Annotated in this window: 15 protein-coding genes; all 15 read right to left on the bottom strand. The window is 37.9% G+C overall.

What is annotated here, in order from left to right; genetic code table 11:
* On the bottom strand, positions 1 to 1,499 hold a 1,499-nt coding region (gene secA, locus GX687_04765; GenBank protein HHX96758.1), incomplete at its 3' end, for a preprotein translocase subunit SecA.
* Positions 1,500 to 1,529: 30 nt separating this feature from the next.
* Positions 1,530 to 3,596 (bottom strand): LTA synthase family protein, encoded by a 2,067-nt coding sequence (locus GX687_04760; GenBank protein HHX96757.1) that lies wholly within the window; start codon positions 3,594 to 3,596, stop codon positions 1,530 to 1,532.
* 113 nt (positions 3,597 to 3,709) lie between these two features.
* A complete protein-coding gene (gene raiA, locus GX687_04755) occupies positions 3,710 to 4,237 on the bottom strand; it encodes a ribosome-associated translation inhibitor RaiA (GenBank protein ID HHX96756.1) in 528 nt (175 codons plus the stop codon).
* A 116-nt stretch (positions 4,238 to 4,353) separates the two neighbouring features.
* Positions 4,354 to 4,551 carry a cold shock domain-containing protein gene (locus tag GX687_04750; protein ID HHX96755.1) on the bottom strand — a complete coding sequence of 66 codons (198 nt, stop codon included), beginning with the start codon at positions 4,549 to 4,551 and terminating at the stop codon, positions 4,354 to 4,356.
* Positions 4,552 to 4,647: 96 nt separating this feature from the next.
* On the bottom strand, positions 4,648 to 5,370 hold the full coding sequence (locus GX687_04745; protein ID HHX96754.1) for an amino acid ABC transporter ATP-binding protein: 723 nt from the start codon (positions 5,368 to 5,370) through the stop codon (positions 4,648 to 4,650).
* On the bottom strand, positions 5,354 to 6,040 hold the full coding sequence (locus tag GX687_04740) for an amino acid ABC transporter permease (GenBank protein HHX96753.1): 687 nt from the start codon (positions 6,038 to 6,040) through the stop codon (positions 5,354 to 5,356). Before GX687_04740 ends, GX687_04745 begins: the two co-directional genes overlap by 17 nt.
* A 14-nt stretch (positions 6,041 to 6,054) precedes the next feature.
* Entirely contained in the window at positions 6,055 to 6,834 is a 780-nt protein-coding gene (locus GX687_04735; protein ID HHX96752.1) for a basic amino acid ABC transporter substrate-binding protein, read from the bottom strand.
* A gap of 251 nt (positions 6,835 to 7,085) precedes the next feature.
* Complete coding sequence (locus tag GX687_04730; protein ID HHX96751.1) at positions 7,086 to 7,589, bottom strand: flagellar protein FlgN; 504 nt, start codon at positions 7,587 to 7,589, stop codon at positions 7,086 to 7,088.
* Positions 7,579 to 7,995: a flagellar export chaperone FliS gene (gene fliS / locus GX687_04725; GenBank protein HHX96750.1), complete on the bottom strand. Its 417-nt coding sequence runs from the start codon at positions 7,993 to 7,995 to the stop codon at positions 7,579 to 7,581. The genes GX687_04730 and fliS overlap by 11 nt, the downstream gene beginning before the upstream one ends.
* Before the next feature lie 11 nt (positions 7,996 to 8,006).
* A complete protein-coding gene (gene fliD / locus GX687_04720; protein HHX96749.1) occupies positions 8,007 to 9,638 on the bottom strand; it encodes a flagellar filament capping protein FliD in 1,632 nt (543 codons plus the stop codon).
* 11 nt (positions 9,639 to 9,649) lie between these two features.
* Entirely contained in the window at positions 9,650 to 9,970 is a 321-nt protein-coding gene (locus GX687_04715) for a flagellar protein FlaG (protein HHX96748.1), read from the bottom strand.
* 108 nt (positions 9,971 to 10,078) lie between these two features.
* Positions 10,079 to 11,200, bottom strand: coding sequence for a flagellin (locus GX687_04710; protein ID HHX96747.1), 1,122 nt, complete (start codon positions 11,198 to 11,200; stop codon positions 10,079 to 10,081).
* Between the two features lie 186 nt (positions 11,201 to 11,386).
* Positions 11,387 to 11,635: a carbon storage regulator CsrA gene (gene csrA, locus GX687_04705; protein ID HHX96746.1), complete on the bottom strand. Its 249-nt coding sequence runs from the start codon at positions 11,633 to 11,635 to the stop codon at positions 11,387 to 11,389.
* Positions 11,607 to 12,080 carry a flagellar assembly protein FliW gene (locus tag GX687_04700; protein HHX96745.1) on the bottom strand — a complete coding sequence of 158 codons (474 nt, stop codon included), beginning with the start codon at positions 12,078 to 12,080 and terminating at the stop codon, positions 11,607 to 11,609. The genes csrA and GX687_04700 overlap by 29 nt, the downstream gene beginning before the upstream one ends.
* A gap of 14 nt (positions 12,081 to 12,094) precedes the next feature.
* The gene (locus tag GX687_04695; protein HHX96744.1) at positions 12,095 to 12,649 is read right to left on the bottom strand and encodes a hypothetical protein; all 555 of its coding nucleotides are present in this window, start codon (positions 12,647 to 12,649) and stop codon (positions 12,095 to 12,097) included.
* Between the last annotated feature and the right edge of the window lie 22 nt (positions 12,650 to 12,671).

Here is a 12,671-nt window from a genome sequence, read left to right as displayed (position 1 = left end):
GGATTACCACCTAAAATAATATCTGTACCCCTTCCCGCCATATTAGTTGAAACCGTAATAGCCCCCTGCCGACCTGCCTGAGCAATAATTTGGGCTTCCCAATCATGATATTTAGCATTTAAAACTTGATGGGAGATACCCCTTTTCTTTAAGAGCTTACTTAACAGTTCCGATTTTTCGATAGAAATGGTCCCCACTAATACTGGTTGTCCCTTTTGATGTCTAGCAGCAATATCTTCAACTACAGCTTCAAATTTACCTTTTTCCGAACGATAAATCAAATCTGACAAATCTTCACGAATCATCGGTTTATTAGTGGGCACCACCATAACCTCAAGATTATAAATTTTTCTAAACTCTTCTTCTTCGGTAACCGCTGTACCTGTCATTCCAGCTAATTTAGCATACATCCGAAAATAATTTTGAAAGGTAATCGTCGCCAAAGTTTGCGATTCCCTTTCTATGGTTACCCCTTCTTTAGCTTCAATAGCCTGATGTAATCCTTCACTATAACGCCGACCATACATTAACCTGCCTGTGAATTCATCCACAATTATAATTTGACCATCTTTAACTACATAATCAACATCACGTTTTAGTAAAGCATGAGCATAAAGAGCCTGATTAAGATGATGACTTATTTCCATATTAACTTCATCATATAAATTAGCTACAGCCAACATTTTTTCCGCTTTACTAACTCCATCCTCAGTTAAGGTTACCACTTTAGCCTTTTCATCCACATTATAATCTATCCCTTTTTTAAAACGAGGAATAATTTTAGCTACCTGCTGATACAAATCTTTAGGTCGAGCCACTGGACCGGAAATAATTAAGGGTGTACGGGCTTCATCAATTAAAATACTATCAACTTCGTCCACAATGGCATAATGCAAATCCCTCTGCACCAAATGTTCAGGATGAGTAACCATATGGTCGCGCAAATAATCAAAACCAAATTCATTATTTGTACCAAAAGTAATATCTGCAGCATATGCTGCTTTACGTTCCGCAAAATCCAAACCGTGAACAATTAAACCAACCGTTAAACCCAAAAACCGATAAATTTGTCCCATCCATTCACTATCCCGGCGAGCCAAATAATCATTAACAGTAACAATATGCACACCTTTACCAGTTAAGGCATTTAAATAAGCCGGGAGAGTAGCTACTAATGTTTTACCCTCCCCAGTTTTCATTTCGGCAATATTGCCTTGATTTAGAACCATCCCCCCAATTAATTGCACATCAAAATGCCTTAACCCTAAAACCCGCCGCGAAGTCTCCCTAACCACAGCAAAAGCTTCTGGTAAAAGATCTGCCAACTTTTCACCCTCGGCTAAACGAGCTTTAAATTCAGCAGTTTTATTCTTTAATTGCCGATCACTCAGAGCCTGCATTTCAGGCTCTAAGGCATTAATCAACTCAACCTTTTTACTTAAACGTTTAATTTCTTTAGCATTAGGATCCAAAATATTTTTTAATAATCCCCAAACCACCTGTCAGCACCTGCTTTTCCTTTAATCATCTTATTTTAACATTTTAGCTAATATTGTGCAATTCGACTCAGCGAGCAGATTACGTAAGGAATCAGTCAACTTTACCTGTACCGGTAATTCGGCCAATTGCCGACGCTTTTTTTCCGGAATAAAAGCCGTTAACTTTCTTTCACTAATAAAATTAGTTTCTAGTGCCTTATTCTTTAAATAAATCTGACAGTCAGGTACAAAATTAGCCCCTTTAACTTCTAAAAAACCATCTTTAAATTGCAAGTCTTCAATTATCATTTGTCCCCTACCCAAAAAATAGTCAGCTTGGGCTATCTCCGGACTTTCCCCTTGATAAAGATATTTTTCACCAAACAATAAATCATATTGTAATAACTGATAATCCCCAAATACACTAGGATCAATAGCGGCTTTTTGGCAAAATGCCCGATTGGGAATCAAAGGTACTTCTTCGGCTTTTGCCTGTAAAAATTGAAAATAAGGGGAGCCCTTTAAACCCGCCCTTTGTAATAAATAAGCACCTAAATAAGAGGCATTTAAATTAATTTCTTCCTGTTCAGTTAAATAATTACTCCAAAACAACAAAGGCACAGAATACATTTTCCGATATTCTTCATAACTGCCATCTTCTTGATAATAACCTACTTCACGATATACTTGATAATTCTCACCCAAAAAAGGTAAATGATCTCCAAAAAAAACAATGATGGTTGGTTGAGTATCTTTTTCAAAATGCTCGACTAACATTCGTAAAGCCCGATCAGCATCTAATAATCCCTGTGCATAAACTTCTAAATAATATTTACCATCATCGGAAAGATCACCACTAACTTTTATTTCCGAACCCTTTTCATAACCAAAACCATAAGGACCATGATTTTGCATAGTTACCGCAAAAATAAAGCTGGGGTCTCTGCTAGCTTGAACTTCCTCAATAATTAAATCAGAAACCTCATGATCAGCAATATAACAATATCTTTCTATTTGCGGATTAACAAAAAACTCACTACTAATAAATTTAGAAAACCCTAAATTACGAAAAACCTCATTTCGCCGATAAAACCAATTATGATAAGAATGAATCGCTGCTGTATAATAGCCCTGTCCAGCTAATACACTAGCTAAAGACTCCACCGGCTGCCGCACATACTGAGCATAGGCAATCGAACCACCTGGTAAAAATTGTGTAGAATTTCCGGTTAAAACCTCAAATTCAGTATTAACAGTAGCCCCTCCAAAAACAGGCACCATTAAAGTACCCCCACTGTGCTCCTTCTGCAGAGCCCGAAAAAATGGCAGTGGATCCCGGCTAAAGCTAACTCCAGGCAGCAAACAGGGATCCCAAAAGGCTTCATTCATAATAATAATAATATTAGGCTTAATACCCGGATTGCTCCAAGCCGGCTGTTCATTATAATCCTCAATAATTTCCCTAATTTTTTCCGGCTGATACCCTTCAGGTTCCTGTACCGAAAGCCACTGTAAATTCAAGCAAAAAGAAAGCAATAAACCATTTTGCTGAGCATTTAATTTTTGATCCCAAGTAACACATTCCAAATCAAAAGTACGCTTCAAAGCTAAAGGTCGGTTTAAACAAATTGAACTTAAAATTAAACAGGCCAAAAAAATAAACAATATTCTTTCTAACCAAGAATAACGATAAACCTTCTTACCCCAAAAACGGAACAAAAAAACACCCAATAAAATAATGGCCACAAGATAAAAAACAACCTGAGCATTAATAAAATCAGTAAAATAATTAACAATATCAGTAGTTTCTTTACCCAAAACAAAATCCCAGGGTAAAAGAGGTTCTTTTAAAAACATTTGCTTTAAACTACTTACTAAAGCAAATAAACTGGTAATAATCAAGCTAACAAAAAAAGCCAGTTTTAGTTCCCGCAAAATAGCTGCACCAATACACAAGATCGCCACAAACAATAAAAAACTGACCGTAAATTCTCCCGTCCGCGTAAACGGCCAAGCAGCAAAAGAAAGCAAATCGGCCCGCTGTATAATTTCCACCAGTGATAGTAAAATTAACGGCAGCACTAAAAAAGTCAACAAATATGATTTAATTTTTTTCATTCAAAGGCCCCCACTCGCCAAGTCAACATCTTTTTTTAGTTTACCGACAACCTCTTTTTTTGTCAATTAATATTCAAGACATAGAAAAAGCGGGGAAATATCGCTTTCCCCGCTTAGACTTCAGGTTCCAATAAACCATAATTACCATCTTTCCGACAGTAGACAACATTTACCTGTTCTGTTTCCGCATTAGTGAACATAAAAAAACTATGTCCTAGTAAATTCATTTGTAAAAGTGCCTCTTCCACAGACATCGGTTTTATTGCAAACCGTTTAGTCCGCACTAAACGTGGACTTTCAGCTTCAGGTTCTTTTTTAACCAAATCCTGTGCCAAGTCCTTAATACTAGCACCTCTCTTTTTATTAAATCGTGCCTTATATTTTTTGATCTGTTTTTCTAATTTATCTACTACTAAATCCAGGGATGAATACATATCTGTTGTCTCTTCTTCTCCACGTAAAAGATAGCCATTGAGAGGAATTGTAACTTCTACACGCTGACGTTCCTTTTCCACCGATAAAGTAACAATCGCTTCCGGGGGATTATCAAAGTACTTATCCAACTTACCTAATTTTTTAGTGGCATGTTTTTTCAATGCCTCCGTGACCTGCATGTTTTTACCTCTAAATTGAAAAATCATTTTGCCCCTCCTCTCTGATCCTTAAAATCCTCTCTATAATAATTATTCTCCTTTTAATAAAAAAAACCTGCCTCAAACAAAAAACCCCGGTAAAAATACCGGGGTGTTTTTAACATTTAAACCTTACTAACATTAGCTGCTTGCAAACCTTTAGGCCCCTCTACGATTTCAAATTCAACAACATCTCCCTCATATAAAGTTTTAAACCCCTCTTCCTGAATAGCAGTAAAATGAACAAAAACATCACTGCCTTCATCCCGCTCGATAAACCCATAACCCTTTTCCTTGTTGAACCACTTCACTTTTCCTTGCATGTAAAACATTCCTCCTAAAATGTAACTGATAGATTAAATCTACTTTGCTGATTATAGCACTACCGGGAAATGATGTCAAACAAATCCGGAATCTTTTCACAAAATCTTACTCAAAAAGGCTCTAGTCCTTTCACAGTGGGCTTCCTTGAAGATATTTTCTGGAGGACCCTCTTCCACAATTTGCCCTTCATCCATAAAAAGCACCCGATCTCCCACTTCCCTAGCAAACCCCATTTCATGAGTCACTACAATCATGGTCATCCCTTCTTCCGCCAAATCCCGCATCACAGCCAAAACTTCACCTACCATTTCCGGATCCAAGGCCGAAGTAGGTTCATCAAATAGCATTACCTTAGGCTGCATAGCTAGAGCCCGAGCAATGGCTGCTCTCTGCTGCTGGCCACCAGAAAGAGCACTAGGATAAACTAAAGCCTTATCTAGTAAACCAATCTTTTGTAGTAAATTACGGGCTTTCTCTTCAGCCGCCTCACGGGATAATCTCCTAACTTTCATCGGTGCCAAAATAATATTTTCCAACACAGTTTTGTGAGGAAACAAATTAAAATGCTGAAAAACCATGCCTACTTCAGCCCGTAAAAGATTAATATCTGTACAAGGATCAGTAACCACCAAATCATTAATCACAATTTTTCCGGCTGTCGGTTGCTCCAATAAATTTAAACAGCGTAAAAAAGTACTTTTTCCCGAACCAGAAGGACCAATAACTACAACCACTTCTTTTTTCTTAATTTCAGTAGTTATACCTTTTAATACCTCCAACTGACCAAAAGATTTATATAAATCAGTTACTGTAATCACTGACCGCCAGCCTCCTCTCCGCATAAGTCACCAAACGAGAGATGCTTAAAGTCATCACCAAATAAATTAATAGAATCCCCAAATAAACGGGAAAAGAGGCAAAAGTTACCGAAATATAAAGTTGTCCTTTACGGGTTAATTCTTCAACCCCAATCACCATTAATAAGGAAGTATCCTTGAGCATAGCTATAAATTCATTACCCAAAGGAGGAATAATCCTTTTAAAAGCTTGTGGCAAAATAATGTACCTCATAGTTTGCCCTTTCGTCATTCCTAAGGAACGGGCCGCCTCTGTCTGTCCCCGTTCAATAGATTGAATTCCGGCACGCACTATTTCAGCAACATAAGCACCAGAATTGATGGCACAAGCAGTTACCCCAGCCACATAAACATTAATTGGCATCTGCTGTTTAGTAATCATCAACAAAAGATGGGGAATCCCGAAATAAAGTAACAAAATTTGTACCAACAAAGGAGTGCCTCGAATAAAATCAATATAAATTCGAGCTAAAGTCCTTACTAAAAAATTATCTGCCAAACGTGCTATACCCATAACTAACCCAATTACTACTCCACCGGTAACAGCTAGTGCAGTAATCCACAAAGTGGTTACCGCCCCTGCTAACAGGAGCGGTAATACCTCCCAAAAGGCTTCCCCAAAATTAATAATTGTTCTTCACCTCTTTATTCAGGCCATGCATTCTCCGGCAAATCATATTTCTCCAATAGTTCCTCATATTTCCCACTGGCCATTACTTTGTCTAAACCGGCATCCAATTTTTCCAATAATTCTTCATTACCTTTAGCCACCGCAAAACCATATTGTTCACTATCTAAAGGTTCACCCACAATTTTAATCTCCTGCTGTCCCTTTTTAATAAACTCCTGAGTAACTGGTAAATCATTAATTACCGCATCTACGGATCCTTTTGCCAATTCTGCCATTAAAACATCAATGGTATCAAACGTTTTAACCTGTTCCACAATTCCCGCATCCTTCAAAGCATTAGCTTTTTTAGCCCCGGTAGTACCAATCTGTACCGCTACCTTAGTTCCCTTTAAATCAGCTTCAGATTTAATAGTCTCATTATTTTTGGCCACCGCCAAAGCTAATCCAGAATTAACATAGGGCTTAGTAAAATCAACTTGCTTACTTCTTTTTTCATCAATCGTCATTCCCGAAGCAACAATATCGATTGTCCCAGTTTGTAATGCTGGTATCAAAGCATCAAAACCAAAACTAAGTACCTCGACTTGAAAACCCTCTTCCTCGGCAATAGCCTTAATCAAATCAATGTCAAAACCGGTAATCTCATCTGTTTCAATGTCCTTGTACTCAAAAGGAGGGAATGTCGGTTCACACCCTACCTGATAAACAACCTCTTCACTAGGCTGTTTACCACAAGCAGTTCCTATCAACACCAAAACTAAAACCACTACTAACCATAATTTCCTCTTCTGCATTTTCAAAGCCTCCTTATTCACTTAATAATAACAATTATATAGGGATCTGTATATTTAAGCAATAGCACTAAAAAATATGTAAGATCTAGCCCAAAACATATTTTCTCTCCTTTTTTTCATAAAAATCTGTGGATAATGTGAGCAACTCTGTTAATAACTCACTTAATCGCCTTTTTAGCTGTGGATAAAAAAGGACCTAAAAAATATTTTTATTATCCCCCAAAAAAAAAGAACAACCCTTTGATTGTCCTTTATTCAGTATAATCAATAAAAACCCCTTCTTCATTCAAGGGGGAAGCCTGATAAGCCTCATCTGCCTTTTTATTCTTTTGTAAAATCCGCAATTGTTCCTGTGTCTTTTGCATTACCTTTCTTAAGGTAATTTCATTCTTTTGATCCACTTTTTTAAGCTTTTCTACTAAAATTTTTAATTCCCCTAAAACATCCGCCAAAGCCTTTACTCCAGGTCCTGTAATTTTTTCCTGAATACTACTTATCTTAAATTCCTCTATTCCCAAAGCATCCCTAATTTCCTTTTTTAAATCAACCAAGCCCACATTCATTTTATCCAAAGTAACCATTAATTCTTGCCGCTGTTCAATTAAATTAAACAACTTTTCCATATTTACTTCTTCCTCATTTAAAACAACCTCCTGCTCTCGGGCCACCTCCAACATTTTCTGATAATAAACTTTTTGTTCTTGATATCCTTTGGCCATGCGTTTGAAAACTAAATTTAAAAGTTTAGCCTTCAAGACCACCACCACCTACCGCCAATTTCTTGGTCCCACGCACCTGTGCAGCCGCTTCAGCCCAAGTCTGCCTTAATTCAATTAACATTACTAAAATTTCGTTTAATAACACGAGATCCTTTTTCATGTTCACAGTAATTAAACTTCTATAAAGATAATCATACAAAGCATATAACTGCTCAGTAAACTCAAAATTTCTTTCCAAAGAATTCATTAACTCCAAAACAATTTCTTGAGCCCGAATTAAGGCCTGATATGCTTCCTCCAGCCGCTCCCCCTCGATAGCTTCATTAGCCTGTTTACAAAAGCGAATCGCTCCATCAAAAAGCATTAACAATAACTTATCCGCTGGTGCAGTAAACACCTGCTGTTGTTGATATTGTTGATATTGATGATAATTTGTCATCACTTTTTCCCTCCCTAAAATCCTCCACCAAATTGTTCCATTAACCAAGCACTTTGCTGGTTCATTTGGTTAATGGCCTTTTCCATAGCTGTAAACTGCTGCCAATAACGGGCTTCCCTTTTAACTAAATAATAATTAATGGTATCAATTCTATCTTCTAGTTGACCAATATTTTTATCAATCATACTAATACTGCCATGAGTAGTTACAAAATCAAGTAACATTAAAGAACTAACACTACGATATAAATTACTATCTTCCCCAGTACCCGCCTGAGTAATAACTCCCTTCATCTCCACTATCAAATTGTCATATAAACGTGTAATTAATCCACTTTGGGCCCGCTTAGCCTTAATTTCCTCTGCTGACAATTGATCTTCCGATTTTAAAGCCAAATGTGAATCCGCAGTTTTAAAAAATAATTCTAAAACCCCATCCACATCTGTTAATACCGCCTCTGTTAATTTAGCAGTATCCACAACTAATTTACCGCCCCGTGAACCGGCTACATACCCCTCAGTCGTAATGCCTAATTGAGTCAATTGGGAAAAACTCCCCTCTACCCCCTCTACCACTTGATACATTCCCATGCGCATCGTCTGCAGCATTTTTTCTAGCAAACGATCACTTTTTAATAAGCCGCTTTTGGCCTTAGACTCCCACTTTTCAATCTGCTTTTCCGTCATTTCCTCTTTCTGCTCATCTGTCAGCGGCTTAAAATCCGGATACCTTTTTTCACCTACCAACAAATTAAGCTTATCAACCAATTCATTATAAGCATCTACAAAATCAGTAACCTTTTTAACAACTTCATCTACATTAGTAGCCACACTAATTCGTGTCATACCTGTTTCTTTTAAGGTTATCTGCACCCCATTTAAGATAAAAGTATTATTCTCTTGGGTAATTCCCTCAGCTGCTCCCCAATTAAATAAAGCATCTTTCCCAGAATAAACAACACCCTCTTCACACCCCAACTTTAGTGCACTATCCACACCCACCATAAAACTAATACCCTCTTCCACAATCTTCACGGTTTGCCCACTGCCACTTTGCGTAGTCTGCAAGAAAAAACGATCCATTGTTTGATCATAAATCGCCTTGACCCCAATATCAGCCTGATTAATTTCATTAACCACATCTGAAATATGTACTGAACTCAGATCACTTTTTGTAATTCGCACTTCACCCCGATTGGTGACAATCGTAAAATCTATTTCCCCTTCTAAACCAAACTGCTCTGCCAAATTCCCCTTATTTCCAACCGAAATAGGTTCCTTACTAGCTACCGCCCAATTAGCAGCCAATTGCAAAACTTCTAGCTCATAATTACCTTCTACAGCTCCAGCCATTGCCCTAGCCTCTGCTACCTGATTAGTTACATAAGCACTCTTCACCCAATCTAAATTCTTTACTCCTCCACTAACTAACCCTCCAAAAACAGTAGTCTGAGTCAGTCCAAAAGCCTTCTTGCTTTCCAAGATAAAATTAGCCACCAAACGATTTACCGTCTGGTATGCTTCCTGTTTCCATTCTAAAGTCTGCTTATTTTGTTCAACCACATCTACCTTTTTTCTTTCAGCCCGCATCATCTCTTGAACAATTTCATCAATATCCATACCAGAGGCTAAACCACTAATTCGCATTTTCTTACCCCCTAAACAGTTTCATCTACCAACAAACCAGCACACTCCAACATTTGAGCTACCATATCCAAAACCTTTTCCGGCGGAATTTCTCGAATCAATTCTTCTTCCCGATATACTCTTACAACAATCTGCCTAGTCTTTTCATGAATCGAGAATTCTAAATAAGTATTATAGAACTCAATTTTTTGATTAGCTTTTTCGATAGCCTGAATAACCTCTTCTTCTGTGATCTCCTTTTTTCCTTCATTTTCTACAACCTTTTGCAAATTATTTTCCTGTACCTCCTCATTAGCCCTCACCAACAAATTTACCCCTTCTACCCGCATCATCCTCCCTCACTTTCCTAAAAGAGTCCCTACTACCTTATCGAACAAAACTCCCCAAAAATTTAGCCCTAAGAAAAAAAAGCGGGCAAGGAATCCCTTACCCGCTTTCCCCTACCTTAAAAGCTGTAATACACCCTGTGGCTGTTGATTAGCTTGAGCCAACATGGCCTGAGCAGCTTGCGTAAGAATAGCTGTCTTCGTGAATTCCATAATTTCTCTAGCCATATCCACATCACGAATCCGCGATTCCGCAGCTGTCAAGTTTTCCGCAGCAGTATCTACATTACTGATTGTATGCTCCAAGCGGTTCTGATAAGCACCTAAAGCAGAACGCTGTGTAGAAACAGCTTTAATAGCACCATCTAAGGCAACCAAAGCTTCATTGGCTCCATCTTTATCAGCAATACTAGTAGTAGCTACACCCAAAGCCCCAGCATCCATATTATTAATGGCAATTTCTATTGTTTGATTTTCATTAGCTCCAATTTGCAAGCTTAATTCCGAGCCGGATTCAACCGTAAATGTAACATCAGTTTCATCTGCAAAACTAGAATTAATTCTAAGGACTACACCTAAATCTGCAGTATCATCTTTTAGCTCAATAGTAGCTACCCCAAAACCTTCTGGTACTTCCACATCTTCTATTTCTATAGTAGTAGGATCCTCTTCCCCTTCAGCAGGGAGAGTTACAGTTAAAGTAGTTTCATCCAATTCCAACTTATATTCCCCAGCTTCCGCACCGGCAATAGTAATCCCGGCTACACCGGCTTCTGCTAAGTCCTCCACTGAGTCCTCGTCTAATTTCCCTCCACCTAACTCACCATTTAACAGCACCTTACCGTTAAATTGAGTAGTATCGGCAATCCGATCAATTTCAGCAATTAATGCCATAAATTCTTCATTCAAAGCTCCACGGTCTTCAGCTTCGTTGGTATCATTAAGTGATTGAACGGTTAGTTCCCGCATTCTTTGTAAGATAGCATGAGTTTCACTTAAAGCACCTTCCGCGGTTTGAATTAGGGAAATACCGTCTTGGGCATTTTTAGAAGCCATTTCTAGACCTCTAATTTGTCCTCTCATCTTTTCACTGATGGCCAAGCCAGCTGCATCGTCCCCAGCTCTGTTAATTCTAAGACCAGATGATAATTTTTCAATAGCCTTAGAACTAGCTTCATTGTTCACCGTTAACTGACGATACGTGTTTAACGCTGCAATGTTGTGATTAATTCTCATTTTTGAATTCCTCCTTGAATATTTTATATTTTCTTCATCCTTGAAGAAAAGGTAAAAATTATATAGGGCCCTTACATAATTTTATCCTTCAATTATCATATCGAAAAGTATTGAGAAAAGTTTAGTCTTTTAAACAACTTTTTTAGGAAAATACGTTAAAAAAGAGGAAAACGCCAAACCCCTATTTCATGATTTAGCGTCTATTTCCCGAAAGAATTCCCCCAATTTATTGTTTAACTCTTGAGTAAATACACTTTGACCAGCTCGACGATTTTCCGCGGCTATTTCCAAAAAGATTTCTTTACGATACACCGGATACTTTTGTGGGGCTTCCACCCCGAGGCGAATTTGAGTAGGTGTAATTTCGAGCACCACTATTTCTATTTCATCACCAATCATAATACTTTCATTTTTTTTGCGTGTTAGGACTAGCATAATGCTCCCCTCCCCTTACTGTTTGCATTTCCGGCCATAATTGATGCTTCGTGTTATAGTTCTGCTGATAAAGGACGATTTGTTTACCTTTTTTTAATGATATGTTAATTACTAGGGGAGCTAATAAATTAACAGTAGCCTTTTTTATGTCCCCGGGAATAGCAGTAATACAAAACACCGCCAATTCCTCAGGTTTCTTAATTTCTAATTCAGCTTGATCAGCCGCAGATAATCGAAATTCATAATCAGGTTTAAATAAAAAAGGATTGAGAACCAGAAAAGCTAATTGAGATTCTTCAATAGATTGTAAATGCCAAAGCGGATGTTCTTGTTCAATCAGCACATAATGGTGCTTATCTTCAAAAGCGAAAAGCCCTTGGGGAAAAAAAATAATTTTCTCTGCGGGTATTTCCATATTTCCCAAATACTTTGTTTCAATAAACATTATTTTCCCTCACTTTATGCCTGTAAATCAACATAGTTTATTTCTACACGACCATATTGTTGAATATAAATATCTAGTTGACCGGGATGATAAGTAATTTCCGGAAACCGTGGTGTATAATGAATAAAACCCTCAATGATCCGCCAATCTAGTTTTAGATCTCCGGTAACTTCAAATTTAGGTTGTTCCTGAGGAATAAAAGCAATGTTCCATTCATGGTCATTAAAGCGTTCCATTCTTTGCCAAGCCAATTCCCCGAACATATCACCTTGATAGTTTTCTATTGCCGCTAACTGGTCTCCCTCTTGAGCCAAATGACCAATTTCTTCGAATGCAATTTCTTTGGCCAATTCCGCGGTTTCCCGCACCATTTCTACCGTATTTTTAATCCCATATTCAGCAAAACAAGCTTTTTGATCAATGTGCACCTTAACAGGTTCACGCTCGATCACTAATTCCGTTTTCTGCTGTTTTACCTCCAATTCACCCCGGGGTTGCTTTATTTCCAAAACAGGAGGAGTCGTCCGCAGGCCAATTTGAGTTGGTATTGTCCGAATTTCCAAGGACACTGCCTCCACCCCCTTTAATTAT

The sequence above is a fragment of the Clostridia bacterium genome (genome assembly GCA_012841935.1).
Classification (GTDB): Bacteria; Bacillota; Peptococcia; order DRI-13; family DTU073; genus DUTS01.
This window is presented reverse-complemented; position numbering and strand designations above follow the sequence as displayed.